Here is a 23,692-nt window from a genome sequence, read left to right as displayed (position 1 = left end):
ATGGCCGTGGAAAAGATGTCCATCGCGAAAGCGCTCAACGAGTCGCTCCGCCTCGCCCTCGACAACGACCCGAAGGTCCTCATCATGGGTGAGGACGTCGGCAAGCTCGGCGGCGTCTTCCGCATCACCGACGGACTCCAGAAGGACTTCGGCGAGGACCGGGTGATCGACACCCCGCTCGCCGAGTCCGGCATCGTCGGCACGGCGATCGGCCTGGCCCTGCGCGGCTACCGCCCGATCGTCGAGATCCAGTTCGACGGCTTCGTCTTCCCCGCGTACGACCAGATCGTCACGCAGCTCGCCAAGATGCACGCCCGCGCGCTCGGCAAGATCAAGCTGCCGGTCGTCGTGCGCATCCCGTACGGCGGCGGCATCGGCGCGGTCGAGCACCACAGCGAGTCCCCCGAGGCGCTCTTCGCGCACGTCGCGGGGTTGAAGGTGGTCTCGCCGTCCAACGCGAGCGACGCCTACTGGATGATGCAGCAGGCCGTCCAGAGCGACGACCCGATCATCTTCTTCGAGCCCAAGCGGCGTTACTGGGACAAGGGCGAGGTCGACACCGAGTCCATCCCCGGACCGCTGCACAGGGCCGTGACCGTCCGCGAGGGCAGCGACCTCACGCTGGTCGCGTACGGGCCGATGGTGAAGGTCTGCCTGGAAGCGGCCGCCGCCGCCCAGGAGGAGGGCAAGTCGATCGAGGTCCTGGACCTGCGCTCGATGTCCCCGATCGACTTCGACGCCATCCAGACGTCGGCGGAGAAGACCGGCCGGGTCGTGGTCGTCCACGAGGCGCCCGTCTTCTACGGCTCCGGCGCGGAGATCGCCGCCCGGATCACCGAGCGCTGCTTCTACCACCTCGAAGCCCCCGTGCTGCGGGTCGGCGGCTACCACGTCCCCTACCCGCCGGCCCGGCTGGAGGACGAGTATCTGCCCGGCCTGGACCGGGTGCTCGACGCCGTCGACCGCTCGCTGGCGTTCTGAGGAGAGGGTTCGTGACGACGATGACCGAAACGTCTGCTCGTTTCCGTGAGTTCAAGATGCCCGACGTGGGCGAAGGACTGACCGAGGCCGAGATCCTCAAGTGGTTCGTCCAGCCCGGCGACACCGTCACCGACGGCCAGGTCGTGTGCGAGGTCGAGACCGCGAAGGCGGCCGTCGAGCTGCCGATCCCGTTCGACGGGGTGGTGCACGAGCTGCGCTTCCCCGAGGGCACGACCGTCGACGTCGGCCAGGTGATCATCGCGATCGACGTGGCCCCGGGCAGCGGCGACGCCCCGGCCCCGGCCGGCGCTCCGGCCCAGGAGCCGGTGGAGGAGCCCGAGGCGGAAGCCGAGCCGAAGGGGCGTACGCCGGTCCTGGTGGGTTACGGCGTCGCCGAGTCCTCCACCAAGCGCCGCCCGCGCAAGGGGGCGTCGGCCGCGCCGGAGGCCGCCGCCGTCGCGGCGGCGGTGCAGGCCGAGCTGAACGGGCACGCGGCACCCGCCGCTCCCGCTCCCGCGCCCGTGGCCGGTGCTCCGGCCGGCGGCCGTCCGCTCGCCAAGCCGCCGGTCCGCAAGCTCGCCAAGGACCTGGGCATCGACCTCGCGACGGTGGTGCCGACGGGCAAGGACGGCGTCATCACCCGCGAGGACGTCCACGCGGCGGCGGCCCCGGCCGTGGCCTCCGAGGCGGCCCCGGTTACGCCGGCGCCCGCACCGGTGACCGCCGAGGCTCCGGTGGCAGCCGACGCCCCCGCCTCCGCCCGGGAGACCCGTATCCCGGTCAAGGGCGTCCGCAAGGCCATCGCGCAGGCGATGGTGGGCAGCGCGTTCACCGCGCCGCACGTCACCGAGTTCGTCACGGTCGACGTGACGCGCACGATGAAGCTCGTGGCCGAGCTCAAGGAGGACAAGGACATGGCGGGGGTGCGGGTCAACCCGCTCCTCATCATCGCCAAGGCCCTCCTCGTGGCGATCAAGCGGAACCCCGAGGTCAACGCCGCCTGGGACGAGGCCAACCAGGAGATCGTGCAGAAGCACTACGTCAACCTGGGCATCGCGGCGGCCACCCCGCGCGGTCTGATCGTGCCGAACATCAAGGACGCGCACGACAAGACGCTGCCGCAGCTCGCGGCGGCCCTGGGCGAGCTGGTCGCCACGGCCCGGGACGGCAAGACGTCCCCTGCGGCGATGGCGGGCGGCACGGTGACCATCACCAACGTCGGCGTCTTCGGCGTCGACACCGGTACGCCGATCCTCAACCCGGGCGAGTCCGCGATCCTGGCGGTCGGCGCGATCAAGCTCCAGCCGTGGGTTCACAAGGGCAAGGTGAAGCCGCGTCAGGTCACCACACTGGCGCTGTCGTTCGACCACCGCCTGGTCGACGGCGAGCTGGGCTCCAAGGTGCTGGCCGATGTGGCGGCGATCCTGGAGCAGCCGAAGCGCCTGATCACCTGGGCGTAGCTGCTTTTCCCGGTGGGCCCGTACGTTTCTCCGTACGGGCCCACCGGCATGTCCGGCCTTCACCGCACGGCGAGTTCGGCGTACACGGTCTTCCCCACCGTGCGCGGCTCGACGCCCCAGTCGTCGGCGAGCCGCGCGACGATCAGGAGCCCGCGCCCGTAACAGTCGTCGGCGTCGGGCCGCCGGAGGCTGGGCAGCCGCTCCCCGCGCGGATCGCTGACGGCGATCCGGAGGGCGGTAGCGGTGAGGGTGAGCCGGACCCGGAAGAGCCGGCCCCGGATGGCCCCGTGCAGCAACGCGTTGGTCGCCAACTCGCTGACCAGGAGCGCCGCGTCACCGGCCAGGGCGGGGTGCCCCCATTGGAGGACGAGCCGAGCGGCGCGGTGCCGGCTGAGGACGACGCTGTGCGCGGTGGGCGTGTAGTCGACGCGGTCCTCGCGGAGGACGGGGGCGGGGGCGGGTACGGGGGTCTCCTGGGCTGCGGACATGGGTGCGTGCCTCCGGGGTGGGGGTGGGCGGTGGCGATGTCGCTGCTGCGGTGGGCAGGGCCGTGATTCTTCGGTTCCGGCGCAGGGCAGGGCGGTGCACTTCCGCCGAGTTGGTTCCGCTGTGCGAGCGGTGGAGTACTGACGGTAGTGGTGTGATCCCTCGTGCAGCAATAACTGCGGGCAGAAAATTCTCTGCCCTAGTTGGTGTTCGAAGGGGAGGGGTCCCAGACTTGGGCCACTCGGCGGAGGGGATGAGACGTGGCAGGCAACAGTCCTGATCGAGGGCGGACGGTTTCTACCGTGTTGGGGCGCCGTCTCGGCGGTGAGTTGCTGCGGATGCGGGAAGCGCAGGACATGCGCCAGTCGCATGCTGCGGACGCGCTGACGGCGTCGGTGGCGAAGGTGGCCAAGATCGAGCGAGGCCTCGTACCGATACGGGACCCGGACATCCGGGCCCTGTGCCACCTGTACGGCGAGGCTGACAGCGCCGCAGTCGACAGGCTTTTGGCTCTGGCCAAAGCCGACCGTGAGCGCCGCAAGGCGAGCGGTTGGTGGAACCAGTACCCCGGGCTCGAATCCATGGTCGAGTACGTGGCGTTGGAGGACATCGCCAGCAGCTTGCGCACCTGGCAGCTGGCCATCGTGCCCGGCTTGTTGCAGACGCCTGATTACGCCAGGGCGCTGGCGGTGGGAAACGGGTCCTGGGAGGATCCTGACGAGATCGAACCCTTTGTCGAAGCCCGGATGGCACGGCAGGCGCGGTTGACCGGCGAACGTCCGCTTGAGCTATGGGCAGTGGTGCATGAAAGTGCTCTGCGCCAACTGGTGGGAGGCAGACAGGTGATGAGGGAGCAGCTCGGTCATTTGCTGGACATGGCTCGGCAGCCGAACGTGAAGCTCCAGGTCATGCCCTACCTGGCGGGTGCTCATCCAGGGATGACGAGTGCCTTCACCATTGTGTCGTTCGCCGATCCGGGAGCGCTCGACGTGGTGCACATGGATACGACGTCGAGCACGCTCTGGCTGGAGAGCGATACTGATGCCGAGCATCATGTCCGGCTCTTCGACCGCATCACGCGGCTGGGTCTCGCGCAGCGCAACTCGGTCAGACTGGTCGACGGCATTCTCAAGGAGTTGTAGGCCCCGTGCCCGCGTACAAATTCGTCAGGTCCAGCTACAGCGGCGGCAACGCTGGCCAGGAGTGCGTCGAGGTAGCCCGCAACCTCCCCCGCACCGTCGCCGTCCGCGACTCCAAGCACCTCGGGGGGCCTGTCCTCACCGTCGCGCCCGCCGCCTGGGACGCGTTCACCGCCGGCCTGCACCGCCGGCAGCCGTAGGCCGTGGGTACGGCGAGGGGGCCCGGCCCGCACACCTCGTGCGGGCCGGGCCCCCTCCTCGTACAGCGCGGGCGGGCTACTTCTTGAACCCGTAGTCCATCAGCTTCTTCGCGTCGGCGGTGCGGTTCTTCTCGGAGGACGACGTCAGCACCGTGCCGATCACCGTCTTGCCCTTCCGGGTCGCGGCGAAGACCAGGCAGTACTTGGCGGTCGGGCCGGAGCCGGTCTTGACGCCGACGGCGCCGCTGTAGCTGCTGAGCATCTTGTTGGTGTTGCTCCACGACATGTAGCGGTAGCCACCGCTCTTCGTGGTCACCTTCTGCTTCGTCGACTTGGTCTTGACGATCGAGCGGAACGTGGAGTTCTTCATCGCCTTGCTGGCGATCTTCGTCAGGTCACGGGGGGTCGAGTAGTTGTTGCCGCCCCCTATGCCGTCGAACGAGTCGAAGCGGGTGTTCTTCAGCTTGAGGCTCTTCGCCGTGGCGTTCATCTTGCCGATGAACGACTTCACGCGGGCCGCACGGGTCTTGCCGGAGCCGAACTTGTCGGCCAGGGCGTACGCGGCGTCGCAGCCGGAGGGGAGCATCAGGCCGTAGAGGAGCTGGCCGACGGTGGGCTTGTCGCCGACGATGAGCCGGGCGGACGAGGCGTTCTTCTTGACGATGTAGTCGCTGTACGCCTTCTGGACCGTGACCTTGGACTTCAGGTTCACGTTCTTCTGCGACAGGACCACCAGCGCCGTCATGATCTTGGTGGTGGAGCCCGTGGCGCGCCGGGTGTCCGCGGACTTGGTGAAGAGGGTCTTGCCCGTGCCGTTGTTCATCACGAAGCCGCCCTTGGCGACGATCTTCGGAGTCGGCGGCGTGGCGGCGTGCGCCGTGGAGGCGAAGGCGCTGCCCGCGAGCACCGCACCGGCGGTGAGCGTCACGGTGGCCGTGACGGTGACGCGATTGATGCGCTTGATGCCGATATTCAACTGAACGCTCCAAATGCCCCTGATATGCGGCCACATAAGGGTGCCGCTCGGAGGTGAGACTCCTGAGACGGGGCAATGGATGCGTTACTGATCGGGTGAATTTGCGCAGGCTTGACCTTGGACCGCCGACGCGCAGCAGCCCTTGCCCCGCCAGGCTTCGCGGCCTTCCTTGACGGCGATGACGGCGATGGTGAGGGCGGCGACCGGGTCGGCCCAGGCCCAGCCGAGCGTGGCGTTGAGGAGCAGCCCGGCCAGCAGGACGGCGGAGAGGTACGTGCACAGCAGGGTCTGCTTCGAGTCCGCGACGGCGGACGCGGACCCGATCTCGCGTCCCGCCCGTCGCTGGGCGGCCGAGAGGAACGGCATGACCGCCAGCGAGAGCGCGGCGATGACGATGCCGAGAGGGGACGGTTCGGCCTCGCCGGTCCCGGCCAGCGTCCGGGCCGCGTCGACGGCGACGTACGCGGCGAGCGCGAAGAACGATACGGAGATGATCCGCAGAGCCGTCCTCTCCCGGCTCTCGCGCACCGCGTGCTCGCGGGCGGAGAACTGCCAGGCGATCGCGGCGGCGGAGGAGACCTCGATGACGGAGTCCAGGCCGAAGCCGATCAGGGCGCTGGAGGAGGCGATCGTTCCGGCGGTGAGGGCGACTGCCGCCTCGATGACGTTGTAGGCGATGGTGGCCGCGACCAGCAGCCGTATCCGGCGGGCGAGCGCGTCCCGGCGGGCCGGGGAGGGGCCGAGGGAGAGCGTGGTCATCAGCAGCAGTCCTCCGTCTCCGCGTCCGGGCACGTGCGGTCGGTCTCGACGGCCACCACCGCGGAGCGCAGGTCGTCCAGTGCGCTGCCGAGACGTCGGTCGGCCAGCTCGTAGCGCGTCCGGCGGCCGTCCGGCACGGTGACGACCAGGCCGCAGTCGCGCAGACAGGCCAGGTGGTTGGAGAGCCGGGTGCGCGAGATGCCGAGGGCCTCGGCGAGGTCGGAGGGGTATGCGGGGGCCTCGCGGAGCGCGAGCAGCAGGCGGCAGCGGATCGGGTCGGCGAGCGCGCGGCCGAACCGTGCGAGCACCTCGATGTCGGAAACGGCGGTCAGCATGGAACGACAGTACAGCGATACGTGAATTCAGGGAAGCGTGAACTGTTGGAGTCGGGTAGCGGAGCTCATGCACGGCACAGCCGGACGCTCTCGGTCAGGCGTAGGAAGAGAGGAGGTCGTCCAGCGTCCAGATCGAGGCCCGTACTCCGGATGTACGGGCGAGATACCGGTCCCGCTCGATGAGGATGTTGAGGTCGCCGCAGCCGAGCTTGTTGCAGGCGTGCTCGATCAGGCTGCTCCCGGTGCTGCCGCCGTTCACGAGCGCCCGGAGGTGGGCCGCGTCCCATTCGACCTCGTTGAGCGCCCAGGGAGCCTTCCCCTCGATGACGGTGGTCAGGACTCCGGAGAGCCGTTCCGCGCACGAGCGGCGTGCCCGCCCGTTGGACACCTGGGCGATGTGGTTGCCCGTTTCGATGATGGCGGTGACCGGCAGCAGAAGGTCGGTCTCCCGACGTTCGCGCTTGCTCTTCAGCTCGGCGATCACTTGCTTGCGGTCCTGGCACTTGCCGGGAACATCCAGCAGATTGCACAGGATCGACGTGTCGACGAACTCCACCCCCCGGGCCATGACCTCACCCGATCCCGAGAAGTCGGTCGAACTCGGCGTAGTCCTCTTCGCCGCGTTCTTCGCGGACCAGCCGACCGTGGGTCACCACGTCGCCCAGCGGGCCCGCGCCCATTGCCGTGGCGTAGCCGTCCAGTTCGGTGAGCCGAGTCAGGAGGCTGGAGCCCGTTTCCCGGTCCCGGGAGCAGACGATGACCCCTTCGTGGTCGTCGCCGCTGAGCGCGGAGAGCAGGGCGGGGCTGTGGGTGGTGATGAGGACCCGGGTCGTGCCCTCGGTTGCCGCTCCCCGTACCAGGCGCAGCACCTCCGCGGCCTGGGACGGGTGCAGTCCGTTCTCCAGTTCTTCGATGACCAGAGTGAGTGACCGTTCGATGTCCTCGTCCGGGGCGGGCCCCAGGTCCAGCCCGTCACCACCGGTCAACAGCGACGTCGTGACCGCCAGGAACCTGAGCATGCCGTCGCTCATCTCGCGGGCCGGGGTGAGCCCCAACGGCCCTTCGTGGAGTGCGAGCATGACGTCACCCAGTTCCGACCTCGTGACGGCCAGCCGCTCGATGTCGTGATCGGCCAGGCCTCTGAGGAGGCCGACGAGGCTCGTGAACGTTTCCTGGTCGTGCCGCTTGATGTTGCCGATCGCGGCGGAGAGGTTCTCTGCCGTCCTGCGCAGATGGAAATCACGAGCCGGTACGTACTGCCGCATCAGATGCGGTACGGGGTCGAGGTGAAAGGCCCCGGTGAGTGCGGTCAACAGGGCCTCGGCCGCCCATACGGTGTCGATCTCGCCCTCACTCTGACCGGGAACGCGCAGAGGCAGCTGCGAGGTCAGCAGGCGGGTGCTCCGGAAGGGGGCGCTCGGGTTCCGGCCCCGCTTCCCGTTGTGCCAGGAGGCGTCGATGTCCGCGCGGTGCGGGATCGGCTCTCCGCTCACGAGGAGAGGGCGTGTGCCGCTCGTCGTCGGACCGGTGAGCCGTTCCTCGATGATCTGGACTTCCGGCTCGACCTGGACCGTCACGTCGAACGTGATGGGCCCGTACTCCGTGCTGACGGTGCAGCCGAGCGAGAACCGGTCCGAGCCGTGCGGCACGCACCCGCTCAGCCCGCCCCGCACCGGACCCGCCGCACTGCGCCGGCTCTCCAGGGCCTCGGTGATGTCATCGCCGCGCGCCAGCCGGGAGAGGACCTCCAGCCCGTCCAGCGCGTTCGACTTTCCGCTGCTGTTGCGCCCGATGAGGACCGTGAGAGGCGCCAGCGGAAGCACCGCGCCGTGGAAGCTCTTGAACGCGGTGAGACGTACCTCTTCGATGGCGTGACCTGTCACCCGCTCAACGTAACGCAAGGGGACCGGCGCGGGCAGCCGGACGGCGTCCAGGATCCGGACGGGGGCCGCCATGCGTGCATGTTGTATCTATGCTGTGCGCATGCCTGCCGCACCCTCCGCCTCCGTACAGCCGCCGACCGCCTCCCTCAAGCGCCCGCCCGCCGCCGAGCGCGTCTACACCCACATCAAGGAAGCCGTCCTGGACCGCCGCTACGAGGGCGGGACCCTGCTCACCGAAGGGGATCTCGCGGACGCGGTCGGCGTCTCCCGGACGCCGGTGCGCGAGGCGCTGCTGCGGCTGGAGGTCGAGGGGCTGATCAAGCTCTACCCGAAGAAGGGCGCCCTCGTGCTCGCCGTCTCCGCGCAGGAGATCAAGGACGTGGTGGAGACCCGGCTGCTGGTCGAGGAGTTCGCCGCGCGCAAGGCGGTGCCCGCGTCCGCGCAGTTGATCGCCCGGCTGGAGCAGCTCCTGGATGAGCAGCGGCAGTTGGCCGAGGACGGCGATCTGGCCGCCGTGGCCGTCAAGGACCGCTGTTTCCACGCCGAGATCGTGAAGCACGCCGGCAACGAGATCCTCTCGCGCCTCTACGACCAGCTGCGCGACCGTCAGCTGCGGATGGGTGTCGCGGTGATGGAGGCCCACCCGGGCAGGATCGAGGCCAACATCACCGAGCACGGTGAGCTGCTGGAGGCGATCCGGGCCGGGGACGCCGACGGGGCGGCCCTGGTCGTGCGCCGCCATGTCGGCCGGGTGCGGGTGCTGGTGCGGGGGGAGGACCGGTGAGCTCGGCCGCCCCCACGCTCTCCCTGCCCGGTGATCCACCCGGCGGCCGGAGTGCCGCCTGGGTCTGGGGCATCGGGGTCGCCGTCTACTTCGTCGCGATCATCTTCCGTACCAGCCTGGGCGTCGCCGGACTCGACGCCGCCGACCGGTTCGACGTCAACGCCTCCGCGCTGTCCACGTTCTCGATCCTCCAGCTCCTCGTCTACGCGGGCATGCAGATACCCGTCGGTCTGATGGTCGACCGGCTCGGCACCAAGAAGGTCCTCACGATCGGGGCCGTCCTGTTCACCGTCGGACAGCTCGGCTTCGCGCTCTCCCCCTCGTACGGCATGGCGCTGGCGGCCCGCGCGTTGCTCGGCTGCGGCGACGCGATGACGTTCATCAGCGTGCTGCGGCTCGGCAGCCGCTGGTTCCCGGCCCGGCGCGGACCGCTGATCGGCCAGGTCGCGGCGTTGTTCGGGATGGCGGGCAACCTCGTCTCGACGCTGTTCATCGCGCGGGCGCTGCACAGCTACGGCTGGACCGCGACGTTCGTCGGCAGCTCGCTGGCCGGTGTCGTGGTGCTGGTGCCGCTCCTGCTGTTCCTGAAGGACCACCCCGAGGGCCACGAGCCGCCGCCCGCCGCGCACGCCGGGGCCGCGTACGTCCGTCGGCAGCTCGCCGCCGCCTGGCGGGAGCCGGGGACCCGGCTCGGGATGTGGGTGCACTTCACCACCCAGTTCCCCGCGATGGTGTTCCTGCTGCTGTGGGGGATGCCGTTCCTGGTCGAGGCACAGGGGCTGAGCCGGGGAACGGCGGGCACGCTGCTCACCCTGGTGGTGCTGTCCAACATGGTGGTGGGGCTCGTCTACGGGCAGATCATCGCCCGCCACCACGAGGCACGGATCCCCATCGCGCTGGGCACGGTGGCGATGACGGCCCTGCTCTGGGCGTCCGCGATCCTCTACCCGGCCGACCGTACGCCGATGTGGCTGCTGGTCGCCCTGTGCGTGGTGCTCGGTACCTGCGGACCGGCCTCGATGGTCGGCTTCGACTTCGCCCGGCCGGCCAATCCGCCCGAACGCCAGGGCACCGCCTCGGGGATCGTCAACATGGGCGGGTTCATCGCCTCGATGACCACCCTGTTCGCCGTCGGGGTCCTGCTGGACGCCACGGGCGACAACTACCGTGCCGCGTTCGCCTCGGTCTTCGTCCTGGAGGCGCTCGGCGTCACCCAGATCCTGCGGCTGCGCCGCCGGGCGGCGCTCAGGGAACGCGAGCACCACGTGGTGAGCCGCGTCGAGGCCGTGCACGTACCGGCGTAGCCGCCTCCTTCGCCGCTCGGCGGCGCGCCCGTCGCCCATGGTCCGGGACGGGCGCCGCCGGGGCGGAGGACGGTTCTACGGGGTCATGGAACGCGGGGTCACGGGGTCACGGGGTCACGGCGAAGTTGTCCAGGATCGCGGTGGCCAGCTCCTGGTCGCCCTCGACCTTGATCCGGTCGGCGACGGCCGTGTGGCGGACCCGGCCGCAGGCGAGCCGGACGTACGTCTCCCAGTCCAGCGACAGCGTCACCGCGGGGCCGAGTGAGGGCGCGCCGTCGACCGAGCCGCGGCCCTCCGCGTCGACCCGTACCGTCCGCAGGAACTCCACCGGCCCGTGCACGTCGAAGACGACCGCCGAATTCGCGGGCGCGCCCGCCTTCTTGGCGACCACCTTCGGCAGCCCGGCGAGCAGCATGTCCCGGGTGATCAGGGCGCCGGGGGAGTCCAGGTTGCCGGGCTGCCCGAGCGTGGCGCGCAGGTCCTGCTCGTGCACCCAGACGTCGAACGCCCGCAGGTTCAGCGCTGTTTCGAGGGTCTGCTCGGCGCCCAGCGGCGCGCGCACCTTGGTCTCGGGGCTGCGCGACTCGTTGCGGATCTGGCGGGCCCGGCGGATGAGGACGTACTCCAGCTCGGCGGTGATCTCCGGGGAGGTGTGGTGCCGCCGGACGTCGACCTGCATCTCCATGTAGCGGGCGAAGTCGCTCTGCACGTGGTAGAGGTCGCGCGGGAGGGAGTGGATCGGCCGGGGATCGCCGAGCATCTCGCACTCCATGCCGATGACGTGCGACACGATGTCGCGCACCGACCATCCCGGGCAGGGCGTTCGGCGGTTCCACTCGCCCTCGGGGAGAGGCTTCACCAGCTCGGCTATCGCCTCGATGGAGTGGGTCGCGGCGTCGGTGTAGGGCTGGAGGCTGGGATGGACGGTCACGGGACCCCTCGTGCGGTTCTGCGGTGCATGGGCTGGAGAGAGCAGGGAGTGCTGGCGGGTGGGCTGGCACTGACGGCGCTGTCGGCGAGCTGCGTGCAGGTTCGACCGCCGGACCCACCGGCGATGGGTCCAAGTTACGCTGCGAGCAGGCACCCCGGCAGTGCTTTGGTGTGACGATCGTAGGCCCGTGTTGACGGCTCGAATGCCAGGACGGTGGTAGTGTGCGCGCCTCTCTCATCCAGATCGCAGTTGACCCGGACGAATCCGTCGATGCCCGCAGGGTGCGGGCGGCCTCGATGGTGGTCGCCCAGCGCGGTGCTGACCTGGTGGTTCTTCCTGAACTGTGGCCGGTCGGGGCGTTCGCCTACACCGCGTTCGAAGCGGAGGCCGAGCCCCTGGAGGGCCCGACGCACGAGGTGATGGCGAAGGCCGCCGCCGAGGCCGGGGCCTGGCTGCACGCCGGTTCCTTCGTCGAGCGGGCGGACGACGGCACGCTTTACAACACCAGCCTGGTCTTCTCGCCGCAGGGCGAGCGCACGGCCGTCTACCGCAAGATCCACCGCTTCGGCTTCGACCGGGGCGAGGCCGTGATGATGGGCGCGGGCGAGGAGTTGGTGACGGTCCCCCTGCCGGAGACCACCCTGGGCCTCGCCACCTGTTACGACCTGCGCTTCCCCGAGCAGTTCCGGGGGCTCGTCGACGCGGGCGCCGAGACGCTGGTCGTCGCGGCGGGCTGGCCCGAGCGCCGGCGCTCCCACTGGACCCTCCTGGCGCAGGCCCGTGCCGTGGAGAACCAGGCGTACGTCCTGGCCGTCGGAACGGCCGGCACCCACGGCGACATCCAGCAGGCCGGGCACAGCATCGTCGTCGACCCCTGGGGCGAGGTGCTGGCCCAGGCAGGCGCGGACGAAGAGGTCCTGACCGTCGAGCTGGACGCGGACAAGGTGCGGGTGACCCGGGAGCAGTTCCCGGCGCTGAAGGACCGGCGGCTGGGGCTTGCCCCGCCGCTCTGAGGGGGCTGGGAGGCGCTCCGAGGGCCCGGAGGCGCTGAGAGGGGGCCGGGAGGTGCTGAGAGGGGGCCCGGGAGGTGCTGAGAGGGCAGCCCGGCGGCCTTCGCGGCCTTCGGCGACGTTTCACGTGAAACAACGGCCCTCGCGTGCGGCGGGGCGCTTCAGCCCTCGTTCTCCTTGTCCGCCAGCACGATCACGCACATCGACACCGCGACGAGCAGCGCGGTGTCGGCGTCGTCCCGGACGACATCGATGCCGTACGTGTCCCGGAGGGTCAGCCAGCGGCGCGAGACCTGGGCCAGCAGTTCCCCGTCGTACTCGATGGCGAACTCGCGGTCCAGGATCCTGCCGCTGACGTCCAGCTCCGTGCCGTCCACCAGCGTCACCCGGTAGTGGTTGCGGAGCAGCGACAGCCGCTTGCGCTTGACCTTGGCCAGCTCCTCGCCGCCCCGCTCGATGAGCATGGTGTCCCGCAGGCTGATCAGCTTCTGCCGCAGTTCGACCAGGACCCGGCCGTCGGCGTCCTTCAGCTCGAAGGTGTCGCGCAGCCGCATCGCCTTGCCGTCGACCAGGAAGACCTTGCGGCCCCCGTCGTCCTCGATCCAGTAGTCGTCGCCGATGGCGAACAGCCGCTCACGTACGAGAAGTCTCATGCGTCACAGGTTCCCCCGGGGTCCGGCGGAATGCGCGCAGGCGGTCACGGTGTTGACTGGTGGCATGGCATCACGTGCACGCGTCCGCGCCCCCGAACTCATCGGCAAGGGCGGCTGGCTCAATACAGGCGACCGGCAGTACACCCTCGCTGACCTGCGAGGCCGCATCGTCATCCTCGACTTCTGGACGTTCTGCTGTGTGAACTGTCTGCATGTCCTGGACGAGCTGCGCGAGCTGGAGGAGAAGCACCGCGACACCGTGGTGATCATCGGCGTCCACTCGCCCAAGTTCGTCCATGAGGCCGAGCACCAGGCCGTCGTCGACGCCGTCGAGCGCTACGAGGTCCACCACCCCGTCCTCGACGACCCCGAGCTGGCCACCTGGAAGCAGTACGCCGTACGCGCCTGGCCGACGCTCGTCGTGATCGACCCCGAGGGCTACGTCGTCGCCCAGCACGCGGGCGAGGGCCACGCGCACGCCATCGAGAAGCTCGTCGAGGAGCTGGAGGCCGAGCACGGGGCCAAGGGCACGCTGCACCGCGGTGACGGCCCCTACGTCGCGCCCGAGCCCGTCGCCACGCATCTGCGCTTCCCCGGCAAGGCGCTGCTCCTGCCGGACGGCGGAATCCTGGTCTCCGACACCACCCGGCACCGCCTCGTCGAGCTGGACGCCGACGGCGAGACCGTACGCCGCCACTTCGGCACGGGCGAACGAGGGTTGAGCGACGGCGGCCCGGACGAGGCCCGGTTCAGCGAACCGCAGGGGCTCGCCGCGCTGCCCGACGGCCGGATCGCCGTCGCGGACACCGTCAACCACGCCATCCGCGCCCTGGACCTCACGACCGGAGTGACCAGCACCCTCGCCGGGACCGGCCGCCAGTGGTGGCAGGGGACCGCGACCAGTGGTCCGGCGCGCGAGGTGGACCTCTCCTCGCCGTGGGACATCGCCTGGTTCGGTGACCGGCTGTGGATCGCCATGGCGGGGGTGCACCAGCTGTGGACGTACGACCCGCAGAGCGCGACCGTACGCGTCGCCGCCGGGACCACCAACGAGGGCCTGGTCGACGGGCCGGCCGCCGAGGCCTGGTTCGCCCAGCCGTCCGGGCTCGCCGTCTCCGCCGACGGCGAGCGGCTCTGGGTCGCCGACTCGGAGACCTCCGCGCTGCGCTGGGTCGACCGCGACGAGCACGTCCGCACCGCCGTCGGCACCGGGCTCTTCGACTTCGGCCACCGCGACGGGGCCGCCGGCCAGGCGCTCCTCCAGCATCCGCTCGGCGTGACCGCCCTGCCCGACGGGTCGGTCGCGATCAGCGACACGTACAACCACGCCCTGCGCCGGTACGACCCGGCCTCCGGCGAGGTCACCACCCTGGCCACCGATGTCCGCGAGCCCAGCGACGCGGTGCTGGTCGACGGCGATCTGGTCGTCGTCGAGTCGGCCCGCCACCGGCTGACCCGGCTCCGGCTGCCGGAGGAGGCGGTCCGGGTCGCCGGTCAGGCGCACCGCACCCAGCGGGCCGCGACCGAGATCGCCCCGGGCACCCTCCGCCTCGACGTCGTCTTCCAGGCGCCCGCGGGCCAGAAGCTGGACACCCGCTACGGCCCCTCGACCCGGCTGCTGGTCTCCGCGACCCCGCCCGAGCTGCTGGCGGAGGGCTCCGGCGCGGGGACGGACCTCGGGCGCGACCTGGTCCTCGCGGACGGGGTCACCGAAGGCGTGCTGCACGTCTCCGCGATGGCGGCGTCCTGCGACGACGACCCGGCCAACGAGTACCCGGCCTGCCATGTGCACCAGCAGGACTGGGGCGTCCCCGTCCGTGTGACCGCGGAGGGAACGCCCCGGCTGCCGCTGGTGCTGGCGGGCATGGACGAGCAGGGCTGAGGGGACTGAGAGAGACCGACAGGCGGCCCGGCCGCCGTCTGTCGGTACGGGCCCTCGGTACGGCCCGGCCGGCCGTCTGTCGGTACGGGCCCTCGGGTGGCCCGCCCGCTCCGCCTAGAAGTCGTCGGCGCCGTTGCGCAGCTCCGTGGTCCAGTAGCCCGTGGCCCACTTCTGCGGGTTGACGGAGAGGCCCTCGGGGGCGGGCGACGGCACGACCGCCATGCCGCCGCCGTTGGCCTTCAGCGTGACCGTGAACTCCTTCACCGTCTCGGTGCTCTCCTTCCGGCCGCCCTCGGACATGCGCACCGCGACATAGGCCGACTGACCGGGCTCCAGGATCACCGGGGTCTCCGGCTTGCTCTTGGCGACGGGCGGGACGATGCCCCGCGCGTTGTCCAGGAAGTGGATGTGCGGGTACTCCTTCATCTCGCAGCCGGCCCCGGAGGTGTTCTTCGCGCTCAGCGTGAGGTGGGTGTAGGGCGGGCCGTCCTGGCGCTCGGCGGTGATCGACAGGCCCTTCGCCGTGCAGAGGGGGGCGGCGGCCTTGGCGGACGTGCCGCCGGAGCCGGCGGAGCTCTTGGTGGTGCCCGCGGCCTGCGCGGTCCCGGTGCCGCTGCCGCTGCCGGTGGATCCCGCGGTGCCGGTCTCCGCCGCGTCGTCGGCGGCCTTCCCGGATTCGGCGGCCGACGCGGCGACGGTCGCGGAGTCGCTCGCCGCCGGGCCCTCCGACCGGGTGCCGGTGCCGTCGTCACCGCAGGCGGTGAGGGTGAGAGCGAGGGCCGCCGTGGTCGCGGCGGCCAGGACGGTGGTGCGGTGGCGGAAGGTGCGCATGGAGATTCCCCCGAGGTGACGGTGGAGCGGACGCCCGGTCGAGACGTCCGCCCGTGAGCGGCTTACGGGAGCGACTCTGCCCGCCGCCGCTCACGTATCGCTGCCGTCCCGCTGACGTCCTGCTGACGTCGGGCCGGGCGGGGCCGCTCCGGACGCCGCTCCGCTCAGCTCTCCTCGGCGATCCGCCGCAGCGCCTCGTCGTGCCGCCGCCGGAAATCCGCCCGCGCGGACACCCTCAGCAGCGCCGCCAGGGACCGTACGGCCCCCTCGTCGTACCCGGCCCGCTCCGCCTCCTGCGCGGCCCGGTCCAGCAGCCGTACGCCTTCCTCCTCCTCGCCCAGGGCCAGGTGGGCCTCGCCGCAGACGGCCAGCAGCAGGGAACGGCGCGCCGCCTCCTCGTGCTCGGGTCCGAGATCGAGCCCGGCCCGGGAGCAGGCGAGAGCCTCTTCGGGGCGGTGCGCGGTCAGGTGCATCCGGGCGAGGTGCTGGAGCGCGAGCATCTCCGTGTGCCGGTCGCCCTCCCGGCGCGCCAGTGCGACGGCGCGTGCGCAGTTCTCCACCGCGGTCGGGAGGGACCCCAGCTCGGCCTGGACGATCGCCAGGTTGATCAGCGCGGTGGCCTCGCCGAGCGGGTCGCCGGCCTCGCGGGCGAGCGCGGGCGAGTGCTCCAGCAGGGCGGCGGCCTCGGTGGTGCGGCCCTCCTCCGTCAGCACCCAGCCCAGCAGCGCGAGCACCCTCGACTCCGCGTAGGCGTCCTTCTCGGCGCGAGCCGACTCCAGGGCCAGTTCCAGCAACGGGGACCAGCTGTCCCGTGCCCGCCACACCATCTGCGGCCACTGGAGCAGGATGATCCGCCAGGCCCGGTCGTCGAGCCCCGCCTCCCGGGCCGCCAGGGCGGTCAGCGCCAGGTCCTCCCGCTCGGTGGCCAGCCAGCGCATCGCCTCCGCACGGTCGGCGAAGTCCCGTACGGCGCTGGGCCGGCGGTAGTCCTCCGGGAGCACGAAGCAGGGTTCGCCGCCGGGCTCCGCCGTGTCGGCGGCGGCCAGGGCGGTGGCGATGCAGTGGTCGAGCACCCCGATCAGGGCCTCGCGCGCGGACGCCGGGTCCAGGCTGCGGGCGTAGAGGCGCACCAGGTCGTGCAGGACCCAGCGCCCGGGGGCGGTCTCGGTGACGAGGTGGGCGGCGGCCAGCTGCTCCAGCGCCGCCCTCGCGGTGACCGGGTCCGTCCCCGCGAGCGCGGCCGCCGCGTACGGGTCGTAACGGCCGCCCGGATGGTGGCCGAGCCGCGCCAGCTGGTGGACGGCCCCGGGCGGCAGATGCTGGACGGTGAGCCGCAGCGCGGCGGCCACCCCGGTGTCGTCCACGTCGAGATACGCCAGCCGGCCGCGCTCGTCGGCCAGCTCGCCGGCGAGCGCGGCCAGCGTCCAGCGGGGCCGCCCCGCCAGGCGGGCCGCGGTGACGCGCAGGGCGAGCGGCAGTCCGCCGCACAGCTCGGAGAGCCGGCGGGCCGCCACCGGTTCGGCGAGGACCCGCTCCTCCCCCAGCACCCCGGCGAGCAGCGCCGTGCCGTCGTCGGTCTCCAGGGTGTCGAGCGGGACCGGCCGGGCGGCGTCCGAGGCGATGAGCCCCTCCAGCCGGTGGCGGCTGGTGACCAGCGTGACGCAGTCGGCGCCGCCCGGCAGCAGCGTCCTGACGGTGGCGGAGTCGCGCGCGTTGTCCAGGACCACCAGCAGCCTGCGCCGGGCGGTCAGCGAGCGGAACAGCGCGGCGGCGGCCGGCACGGACTCCGGAACGCGGCGCGGGGAGACGCCCAGCGCGAGCAGGAACTCCCGCAGGACGTCGATGAGCGCGGGTTCCCCGGCCGCGCTGAACCCGCGCAGATCGGCGAAGAGCCGCCCGTCAGGGAAGAGCGCGGGGGAGCGGTGCGCCCACTGGAGGGCCAGCGCCGTCTTGCCGACCCCGGCAGGACCGGTGACCAGACAGACGGGCGCCTCTCCTGCCGCCGACCGGCTGAGCGCGGCCAGTTCGGTGGCGCGCCCGTGGAAGCCGCGGGGGGCGCGGGGCAGCAGGTCGACGGGGTGCGGCTCCCCGGCGGGCGGCGGCACGGCGGCGGGTGAGGGCCCGGAGGCCTCCGGCGGGGTGGCGCCCGCGGGCGGCCCCGGGGCGCCGCGCAGGATGAGCGCGTAGGCGTCGGCGAGCTCATGCCCCGGGTCGATGCCCAGCTCGTCGGCGAGGAGCCGCCTCGTACGGTGGAAGCGGTCCAGGGCCTCCGACTGGCGCCCCGCCCGGAACAGCGCCAGCATCAGCTCCGCGGCCAGCGACTCGCGCAGCGGATGCGCCGCCGTCTCCGCCGTCAACAGCGCGGCGGCCCGGTGGTGCTCCCCGAGCGCCCCGTAGGCGCGGGACAGCTGCTCGACCGTCGCCAGCCGCGATTCCTCCAGGGAGTGCGCGGCCACCCGGAGCGGCGGACCGGCGAACGCCCCGCTGAGCGCGGGGCCCTGCCACAGGGACAGGGCCTCCTTGAGCATCAGCACGGCGTCGGCGGGGTCGCGCTGCTCCCGTGCCAGCGTCAGCAGTTCCTCGAACCGCTGCGAGTCCAGCAGTGTCTCCGGGGCCCGCAGCACGTAGGCGTCGCCGACGGTGGCGAGCTCCACCCCGTACGCCTCCGCGTCCGCGCCCGCCAGCAGGGCGCGCAGCCGGGAGACGTGCCCCTGGATGACGCCGCGGGCCTGGGACGGCGGCTCGTCGTCCCACAGACAGTCCGTCAACCGCCCGATGGAGACGGGTGTGTTGGCGGACAGCAGCAGAGCGGCGAGCAGACTGCGCCGTTTGGCCGGCCCCAGGGGCAGGGGCCCGGTGAGCGTTTCGACGGAGACCGTGCCGAGCAGCCGGAACTCCACGGGCGGCTCCCCTTCCGGGCGGGACGCACCCACGGTGGGGGCGCGGCATCAGGCCCAGAATATCGGGGATTCCGTAGGCCCCCGCGCAGAGCGGGCCGACCCGGCGACGGCGTTCGGCCCTCTGCGCGGGCCGGTCGTCGCGCGGGCCGCCACTCACGTGGACCGTTCGTTCCGGGCGGACCGGCCGCCCACCGCGGACCGTTCGTTCCAGGCGGCCCGGTTGTCGCGCGGACCGTCAGTGGTAGCGGTGTTCGTCGTCCGAGACGACGGTGGTGGTGGGCGGCACGACCATACGGCGGCGCCGCGCGATGCTCATGTAGACGAAGACCCCCACGAGTCCGACGAGCATCATGATCCAGCCGACCAGGTCGACGTTGACGGTGTCCATCTGCCAGTCGGTGGCGAACGCCAGGATCGCGCCCCCACCGATCAGGAGAATGCATCCTCCGAGTCCCATGAATTCCGCCTCCTCGACCGCCCGGTGAGTCCGGGCCGGTGTACGGACCGCGTACCCGGCCCGGCACCAACCATGTGTGCGAGGGCGGTTGTGCGGGCGGGTCAGCCCGCCAGGAACGAGGTGAGCGCGTTCGCCAGCAGATACGGGTCGTCGGCGCCGCACAGCTCACGCGCGCTGTGCATCGAGAGGATCGCCACGCCGATGTCCACGGTCTGGATGCCGTGCCGGGCCGCGGTGATCGGCCCGATCGTCGTACCGCAGGGCATCGCGTTGTTCGACACGAAGCTCTGCCACGGCACGCCCGCCTTCTCGCAGGCCGCGGCGAACACCGCACGGCCGCTGCCGTCGGTGGCGTACCGCATGTTGACGTTGACCTTGAGGATCGGCCCGCCGTTGGCGACCGGGTGGTGCGTCGGGTCGTGCCGCTCCGCGTAGTTGGGGTGCACGGCGTGGCCGGTGTCGGAGGAGAGGCAGACCGTGCCGGCGAAGGCGCGGGCGCGGTCCTCGTACGTGCCGCCGCGCGCGAACACCGAGCGCTCCAGCACCGATCCCAGCAGCGGCCCGTCCGCCCCGGTGTCGGACTGGGAGCCGTTCTCCTCGTGGTCGAAGGCCGCGAGCACCGGGATGTACGGGATGTCGGCGTCGTCCTGCCCGGCGACGGCGGCCAGCGCGGCGGTCGCGGCGTGCACCGAGAGGAGGTTGTCCATCCGGGGCCCGGCCACCAGCTCCCGGTCCCGGCCCAGGTAGGAGGGCGGCTCGATGGCGTGCGGCATCAGGTCCCAGCCGGTGACGTCCGCGGCGTCGACACCCGCCTCCTCGGCGACGAAACGGATCAGGTCGCCCTCCTCGACATCGCCGAGCCCCCAGATCGGCTGCATGTGCTTCTGCCGGTCGAGCTTGAGCCCCTCGGTGTTGGCCGACCGGTCCAGGTGCACGGCCAGCTGCGGCACCCGCAGCAGCGCCCGGTCGATGTTGACCAGCCGGTGGCTGCCGTCCCGCAGCGAGATCCGCCCGGCCAGGCCCAGGTCCCGGTCGAGCCAGGTGTTCAGCAGGGTGCCGCCGTAGACCTCGACGGCGATCTGGCGCCAGCCGTGCGCCCCGGTGTCGGGCAGCGGCTTCACCCGCAGGTTCGGGGAGTCGGTGTGCGCCCCCGCGATCCGGAACGGGGTGTGCGCGGACGCGCCCTCCGGCACGTACCAGGCGATGATCGCCCCGCCGCGCAGCACGTACTTCCCACCGGCCGACGCGTCCCAGGCGGCGGTCTCCTCGACCTGCCGGAAGCCGGCCTCCTCCAGCCGCGAGGCGGCGTTCGCCACGGCGTGGTACGGGGACGGGCTGGCCGCCAGGAAGGTCATCAGGTCATCGGTGTGCGCGCGGTCGAACCGGAGAGGGGAACTCATGTTCTTCACTGTAACGAGGACTCGGGGTTCGGTATCCGGTGACCGGGGAGATCGGTCGCCCTACAGCTCGTCGATCGAGGTCAGGTCGATGTCGATGTCGTACGGGGCGGAGAGCTTGAGCCGGTCGTGGTGGACGCCGGTGGAGACGTACGTCTTGTTGACCGGGTCCAGCTCGTAGGTGATGACCATGGGGCGGTGCCCGTCGCCGACCATTTCCACGAGCCAGAAGTGCTGGATGCCGGCCGCCGCGTACTTGTGCGGCTTGGTGTCCCGGTCGCGGTCCTCGGAGTCGGGGGAGACGACCTCCACGGCGAGAAGGACGTCGGCGGCCTCGTAGCGGGTCTGGAGCTGATTGCCGTCAGCTTCTGCCGACACCACCACCAGATCCGGTTCGGGCACACTCCGCTTTCCCAGGACGACAGCCATCTCCCGACGCACACGCAGGTGCCCGGGTACATGGAGGCGCAGCCCCTGCTCCAGCAGATACATCGCCAGCGTGTGGAACTTCCGCTGCGGACTGACGAAAACCAGGCTCCCGTCGATCAGCTCTGTGTGCGGCGGGAGGTCGTCAAGCGTGAAGAAATCGTCCACGGTGTAGCCGTCCGGTGGCGGGACCGCCCACCCGGGGTTGGCGCGCCGCTGCTGCGAGGCTTCGGACTGTGCCTCGGCGGTCATGGTTCCTCCCATGGAAGGGGTCCTGGCCCGTGCACTCAGCGTACCCAGCTGATACGACAGCGCCGCCACCCGAACGAAGTCCGGATGGCGGCACGTGTTGACGAAACAGGCGAGCGATTCCTAGAACGCGGCCTCGTCCAGCTCCATCAGCGAGTTGTCGACCGACTCGGCGAGCGCGCGCTCGGTGGAGACGCCCGGCAGGACGTTCGCGGCGAAGAACTTCGCGGCGGCGATCTTGCCCTGGTAGAAGGCGACGTCCTTGGCGGAGGCGGTCGGCAGCTTCTCGGCCGCCACGGCCGCGCCCTTGAGCAGCAGGTAGCCGACGACGACATCGCCGGAGGCCATCAGGAGGCGGGTCGTGTTGAGGCCCACCTTGTAGATGTTCTTGACGTCCTCGCCGGTCGCGGTGAGGTCGGTGATCATCGTGCCGACGATCGCCTCCAGGTCCACGGCGGCCTTGGCGAGCGAGTCCAGCGCCGGGGCCAGCTCCTCGTTGCCCTGGGCTTCCGAGAGGAACTTCTTGATCTCCTCGGAGAGCGTGTTGAGGGAGGCGCCCTGGTCGCGGACGATCTTCCGGAAGAAGAAGTCCTGGCCCTGGATTGCCGTGGTGCCCTCGTAGAGGGTGTCGATCTTGGCGTCCCGGATGTACTGCTCGACCGGGTACTCCTGGAGGTAGCCGGAGCCGCCGAAGGTCTGGAGCGACTGCGCGAGCTGCTCGTAGGACTTCTCGGAGCCGTAGCCCTTCACGATCGGCAGCAGCAGGTCGTTGAGGCCGTTGAGCGCCTTGGCGTCCTCGCCCGCGGCCTCCTGCTCCTGGATCGCGTCCTGGACGGATGCGGTGTACAGCACGAGGGAACGCATGCCCTCGGCGTACGCCTTCTGCGTCATGAGCGAGCGGCGCACGTCGGGGTGGTGCGTGATGGTGACCTTGGGCGCCGACTTGTCCATGAAGTTCGCCAGGTCGGGACCCTGGACGCGCTCCTTGGCGTACTCCAGCGCGTTCAGGTAGCCCGCGGAGAGGGCGGCGATGGCCTTCGTGCCGACCATCATGCGGGCGAACTCGATGATGCGGAACATCTGGCGGATGCCGTCGTGCTTGTCGCCGATCAGCCAGCCCTTGGCGGGGTGCTGGTCGCCGAACGTCATCTCGCAGGTGTTGGAGGCCTTGAGCCCCATCTTGTGCTCGACGTTCGTCGCGTACACGCCGTTGCGCTCGCCCAGCTCGCCGGTGGTCCAGTCGAAGTGGAACTTCGGGACCATGAAGAGCGAGAGGCCCTTGGTGCCGGGGCCGGCGCCCTCGGGGCGGGCCAGCACGTAGTGGAGGATGTTCTCGGACATGTCGTGCTCGCCCGAGGTGATGAAGCGCTTCACACCCTCGATGTGCCAGGAGCCGTCCTCCTGCCGCACGGCCTTCGTCCGGCCGGCGCCGACGTCGGAGCCGGCGTCCGGCTCGGTCAGCACCATCGTCGAGCCCCACTGCTTCTCGACGGCGATCTCCGCGATCTTCTTCTGCTCCTCGTTGCCCTCGTCGAAGAGGATGCCGGCGAAGGCCGGGCCGGAGGAGTACATCCACACGGCCGGGTTCGCGCCGAGCAGCAGCTCCGCGTAGCCCCAGATCAGGGAGCGGGGCGACGTGGTGCCGCCGATCTCCTCGGGGAGGCCCAGGCGCCAGTACTCGGAGTCCATGAAGGCCTGGTACGACTTCTTGAAGCTCGCCGGGACCGGGGCGGTCCTGGTCTCCGGGTCGAAGACCGGCGGGTTGCGGTCGGCGTCGGCGTAGGAGTCGGCGAGCTCGTTCTCCGCGAGGCGTGCGATCTCGTCCAGGATGCTCTTCGCGGTGTCGACGTCCATCTCACCGAACGGACCGGTGCCGTACACCTTGTCGCGCCCGAGGACCTCGAAGAGGTTGAACTCGATGTCGCGGAGATTCGACTTGTAGTGCCCCATGGGAAGGCTCCGTAATCAATAGCAGTGGCGCACAGCGCCCCGGGGAGTGATGCGGGTCGGGCGACAGGCGGGCGTAGGTCTATCAGCTGACCCCTACGATGATGCTACCCGTCAGTAATAAGGTGCAACCCCTCAAGCCGCAGATGTGTCCGATTACTCTTTGCAGCATGTACGGCTACGACCAGAACCCTGGTGCTCAGCAGCAGATGGGTCAGATGGGCCAGATGGGTCAGATGGGCGGCGGCTACGGGGAGCAGCCGCTGTATCCGGAACCGTCGCCGCCCTCCCTGGCCGACGCGGTTCGGGCCTTCACCACCGGCTCCCTCTCCGCCGAGGACTTCCAGCAGATCTTCGCCACGTCGAAGGTCTACTGCCCGCGTGGCGACAACCCGGGTTTCCTGGCGCTGCACAACACGCAGCAGCCGGTGATCCCGATGTTCACCACGCTCAAGGAGCTGCGGCTGTACGCGGGCAAGGAGTCCAAGTTCTTCGTGATCACCGGGGCCGAGGTGATCGACCTGCTGCCGACGGGGTACGGCTTCGTCCTGGACATGGAGGGTGATCACCGGATGGTCTTCGACGCCAAGGCCGTCGAGCAGATGGTCGACTTCGCGATGCGTCGTATGTACGGGTAGGGGTGACGTCCTGGTGGGTCGTTGACCTGCTGTTTCGTTGTTTCGGACGCGGGTCCGTGCCGAC

At 70.9% G+C, this 23,692-nt stretch carries 23 protein-coding genes; 9 read left to right on the top strand and 14 right to left on the bottom strand.

Annotated features, from left to right (window positions below):
- Entirely contained in the window at positions 1-981 is a 981-nt protein-coding gene (locus PSQ21_RS16265; protein WP_007447173.1) for an alpha-ketoacid dehydrogenase subunit beta, read from the top strand.
- A gap of 11 nt (positions 982-992) precedes the next feature.
- Entirely contained in the window at positions 993-2,441 is a 1,449-nt protein-coding gene (locus PSQ21_RS16260) for a dihydrolipoamide acetyltransferase family protein (protein WP_274031244.1), read from the top strand.
- 59 nt (positions 2,442-2,500) lie between these two features.
- Here the strand turns inward: PSQ21_RS16260 and PSQ21_RS16255 are convergent, their stop codons facing one another.
- The gene (locus tag PSQ21_RS16255; RefSeq protein ID WP_274031243.1) at positions 2,501-2,929 is read right to left on the bottom strand and encodes an ATP-binding protein; all 429 of its coding nucleotides are present in this window, start codon (positions 2,927-2,929) and stop codon (positions 2,501-2,503) included.
- A gap of 258 nt (positions 2,930-3,187) precedes the next feature.
- Here PSQ21_RS16255 and PSQ21_RS16250 point away from each other — a divergent pair, with 258 nt between their 5' ends.
- Both PSQ21_RS16250 and PSQ21_RS16245 read left to right on the top strand, forming a co-directional pair.
- Positions 3,188-4,069, top strand: a complete 882-nt coding sequence (locus PSQ21_RS16250; RefSeq protein ID WP_274031242.1) for a helix-turn-helix domain-containing protein — start codon at positions 3,188-3,190, stop codon at positions 4,067-4,069.
- Positions 4,070-4,074: 5 nt separating this feature from the next.
- Positions 4,075-4,266: a DUF397 domain-containing protein gene (locus PSQ21_RS16245; RefSeq protein WP_274031241.1), complete on the top strand. Its 192-nt coding sequence runs from the start codon at positions 4,075-4,077 to the stop codon at positions 4,264-4,266.
- Between the two features lie 76 nt (positions 4,267-4,342).
- On the opposite strand, the gene PSQ21_RS16240 is transcribed toward PSQ21_RS16245, so the two are convergent.
- The 5 genes from PSQ21_RS16240 to PSQ21_RS16220 form a co-directional block, all read right to left on the bottom strand.
- Positions 4,343-5,242: a D-alanyl-D-alanine carboxypeptidase family protein gene (locus tag PSQ21_RS16240; protein ID WP_274031240.1), complete on the bottom strand. Its 900-nt coding sequence runs from the start codon at positions 5,240-5,242 to the stop codon at positions 4,343-4,345.
- An 84-nt stretch (positions 5,243-5,326) separates the two neighbouring features.
- Positions 5,327-6,001, bottom strand: coding sequence for a cation transporter (locus tag PSQ21_RS16235; RefSeq protein WP_274031239.1), 675 nt, complete (start codon positions 5,999-6,001; stop codon positions 5,327-5,329).
- Positions 6,001-6,336, bottom strand: a complete 336-nt coding sequence (locus tag PSQ21_RS16230) for an ArsR/SmtB family transcription factor (RefSeq protein WP_274031238.1) — start codon at positions 6,334-6,336, stop codon at positions 6,001-6,003. Before PSQ21_RS16230 ends, PSQ21_RS16235 begins: the two co-directional genes overlap by 1 nt.
- 94 nt (positions 6,337-6,430) lie before the next feature.
- Positions 6,431-6,904, bottom strand: coding sequence for a hypothetical protein (locus PSQ21_RS16225; protein WP_274031237.1), 474 nt, complete (start codon positions 6,902-6,904; stop codon positions 6,431-6,433).
- A gap of 4 nt (positions 6,905-6,908) precedes the next feature.
- Positions 6,909-8,291 carry an AAA family ATPase gene (locus PSQ21_RS16220; RefSeq protein ID WP_274031236.1) on the bottom strand — a complete coding sequence of 461 codons (1,383 nt, stop codon included), beginning with the start codon at positions 8,289-8,291 and terminating at the stop codon, positions 6,909-6,911.
- 28 nt (positions 8,292-8,319) lie between these two features.
- On the opposite strand from PSQ21_RS16220, the gene PSQ21_RS16215 reads away from it, so the two are divergent.
- Entirely contained in the window at positions 8,320-9,003 is a 684-nt protein-coding gene (locus tag PSQ21_RS16215) for a GntR family transcriptional regulator (RefSeq protein WP_274031235.1), read from the top strand.
- Positions 9,000-10,307 (top strand): MFS transporter, encoded by a 1,308-nt coding sequence (locus PSQ21_RS16210; RefSeq protein WP_274031234.1) that lies wholly within the window; start codon positions 9,000-9,002, stop codon positions 10,305-10,307. The genes PSQ21_RS16215 and PSQ21_RS16210 overlap by 4 nt, the downstream gene beginning before the upstream one ends.
- A gap of 106 nt (positions 10,308-10,413) precedes the next feature.
- Here the strand turns inward: PSQ21_RS16210 and PSQ21_RS16205 are convergent, their stop codons facing one another.
- The gene (locus PSQ21_RS16205; RefSeq protein WP_274031233.1) at positions 10,414-11,238 is read right to left on the bottom strand and encodes a maleylpyruvate isomerase family mycothiol-dependent enzyme; all 825 of its coding nucleotides are present in this window, start codon (positions 11,236-11,238) and stop codon (positions 10,414-10,416) included.
- 221 nt (positions 11,239-11,459) lie between these two features.
- Between PSQ21_RS16205 and PSQ21_RS16200 the strand changes: the two genes are divergently transcribed.
- Positions 11,460-12,251: a carbon-nitrogen family hydrolase gene (locus PSQ21_RS16200; protein WP_274031232.1), complete on the top strand. Its 792-nt coding sequence runs from the start codon at positions 11,460-11,462 to the stop codon at positions 12,249-12,251.
- A 158-nt stretch (positions 12,252-12,409) separates the two neighbouring features.
- Here the strand turns inward: PSQ21_RS16200 and PSQ21_RS16195 are convergent, their stop codons facing one another.
- Complete coding sequence (locus PSQ21_RS16195) at positions 12,410-12,901, bottom strand: LURP-one-related/scramblase family protein (protein WP_274031231.1); 492 nt, start codon at positions 12,899-12,901, stop codon at positions 12,410-12,412.
- Positions 12,902-12,965: 64 nt separating this feature from the next.
- Between PSQ21_RS16195 and PSQ21_RS16190 the strand changes: the two genes are divergently transcribed.
- A complete protein-coding gene (locus PSQ21_RS16190; protein ID WP_274031230.1) occupies positions 12,966-14,783 on the top strand; it encodes an NHL domain-containing thioredoxin family protein in 1,818 nt (605 codons plus the stop codon).
- A gap of 114 nt (positions 14,784-14,897) precedes the next feature.
- Here the strand turns inward: PSQ21_RS16190 and PSQ21_RS16185 are convergent, their stop codons facing one another.
- The 6 genes from PSQ21_RS16185 to PSQ21_RS16160 form a co-directional block, all read right to left on the bottom strand.
- Positions 14,898-15,614 carry a DUF4232 domain-containing protein gene (locus PSQ21_RS16185; protein ID WP_274031229.1) on the bottom strand — a complete coding sequence of 239 codons (717 nt, stop codon included), beginning with the start codon at positions 15,612-15,614 and terminating at the stop codon, positions 14,898-14,900.
- Positions 15,615-15,778: 164 nt separating this feature from the next.
- Positions 15,779-18,514 (bottom strand): AfsR/SARP family transcriptional regulator, encoded by a 2,736-nt coding sequence (locus PSQ21_RS16180; RefSeq protein WP_274031227.1) that lies wholly within the window; start codon positions 18,512-18,514, stop codon positions 15,779-15,781.
- A gap of 235 nt (positions 18,515-18,749) precedes the next feature.
- Positions 18,750-18,971 (bottom strand): DUF6458 family protein, encoded by a 222-nt coding sequence (locus PSQ21_RS16175; protein WP_274031226.1) that lies wholly within the window; start codon positions 18,969-18,971, stop codon positions 18,750-18,752.
- 101 nt (positions 18,972-19,072) lie between these two features.
- A complete protein-coding gene (locus tag PSQ21_RS16170) occupies positions 19,073-20,371 on the bottom strand; it encodes a M18 family aminopeptidase (RefSeq protein ID WP_274031225.1) in 1,299 nt (432 codons plus the stop codon).
- 60 nt (positions 20,372-20,431) lie between these two features.
- Positions 20,432-21,046, bottom strand: a complete 615-nt coding sequence (locus PSQ21_RS16165; RefSeq protein ID WP_274031224.1) for a Uma2 family endonuclease — start codon at positions 21,044-21,046, stop codon at positions 20,432-20,434.
- Between the two features lie 120 nt (positions 21,047-21,166).
- A complete protein-coding gene (locus tag PSQ21_RS16160) occupies positions 21,167-22,993 on the bottom strand; it encodes an acyl-CoA dehydrogenase (RefSeq protein ID WP_274031223.1) in 1,827 nt (608 codons plus the stop codon).
- Positions 22,994-23,160: 167 nt separating this feature from the next.
- On the opposite strand from PSQ21_RS16160, the gene PSQ21_RS16155 reads away from it, so the two are divergent.
- The gene (locus PSQ21_RS16155) at positions 23,161-23,628 is read left to right on the top strand and encodes an SseB family protein (RefSeq protein ID WP_097867155.1); all 468 of its coding nucleotides are present in this window, start codon (positions 23,161-23,163) and stop codon (positions 23,626-23,628) included.
- The last annotated feature ends 64 nt before the right edge of the window (positions 23,629-23,692 follow it).

The sequence above is a fragment of the Streptomyces sp. MMBL 11-1 genome (assembly GCF_028622875.1).
Taxonomy (GTDB): domain Bacteria; phylum Actinomycetota; class Actinomycetes; order Streptomycetales; family Streptomycetaceae; genus Streptomyces.
Note: the sequence above shows the minus strand (reverse complement) of the source record. Positions and strands in the feature narration are given on the sequence as shown.

Excerpts from the sequence above, each read along its gene's own strand:
- PSQ21_RS16225 (WP_274031237.1), bottom strand. The coding sequence starts at position 6,904 with ATGGCCCGGGGGGTGGAGTTCGTCGACACGTCGATCCTGTGCAATCTG.
- PSQ21_RS16165 (WP_274031224.1), bottom strand. The coding sequence starts at position 21,046 with ATGACCGCCGAGGCACAGTCCGAAGCCTCGCAGCAGCGGCGCGCCAAC.
- PSQ21_RS16265 (WP_007447173.1), top strand. The coding sequence starts at position 1 with ATGGCCGTGGAAAAGATGTCCATCGCGAAAGCGCTCAACGAGTCGCTC.
- PSQ21_RS16215 (WP_274031235.1), top strand. The coding sequence starts at position 8,320 with ATGCCTGCCGCACCCTCCGCCTCCGTACAGCCGCCGACCGCCTCCCTC.
- PSQ21_RS16230 (WP_274031238.1), bottom strand. The coding sequence starts at position 6,336 with ATGCTGACCGCCGTTTCCGACATCGAGGTGCTCGCACGGTTCGGCCGC.
- PSQ21_RS16195 (WP_274031231.1), bottom strand. The coding sequence starts at position 12,901 with ATGAGACTTCTCGTACGTGAGCGGCTGTTCGCCATCGGCGACGACTAC.
- PSQ21_RS16170 (WP_274031225.1), bottom strand. The coding sequence starts at position 20,371 with ATGAGTTCCCCTCTCCGGTTCGACCGCGCGCACACCGATGACCTGATG.
- PSQ21_RS16155 (WP_097867155.1), top strand. The coding sequence starts at position 23,161 with ATGTACGGCTACGACCAGAACCCTGGTGCTCAGCAGCAGATGGGTCAG.
- PSQ21_RS16190 (WP_274031230.1), top strand. The coding sequence starts at position 12,966 with ATGGCATCACGTGCACGCGTCCGCGCCCCCGAACTCATCGGCAAGGGC.
- PSQ21_RS16220 (WP_274031236.1), bottom strand. The coding sequence starts at position 8,291 with ATGGCGGCCCCCGTCCGGATCCTGGACGCCGTCCGGCTGCCCGCGCCG.
- PSQ21_RS16175 (WP_274031226.1), bottom strand. The coding sequence starts at position 18,971 with ATGGGACTCGGAGGATGCATTCTCCTGATCGGTGGGGGCGCGATCCTG.
- PSQ21_RS16255 (WP_274031243.1), bottom strand. The coding sequence starts at position 2,929 with ATGTCCGCAGCCCAGGAGACCCCCGTACCCGCCCCCGCCCCCGTCCTC.
- PSQ21_RS16235 (WP_274031239.1), bottom strand. The coding sequence starts at position 6,001 with ATGACCACGCTCTCCCTCGGCCCCTCCCCGGCCCGCCGGGACGCGCTC.
- PSQ21_RS16160 (WP_274031223.1), bottom strand. The coding sequence starts at position 22,993 with ATGGGGCACTACAAGTCGAATCTCCGCGACATCGAGTTCAACCTCTTC.
- PSQ21_RS16185 (WP_274031229.1), bottom strand. The coding sequence starts at position 15,614 with ATGCGCACCTTCCGCCACCGCACCACCGTCCTGGCCGCCGCGACCACG.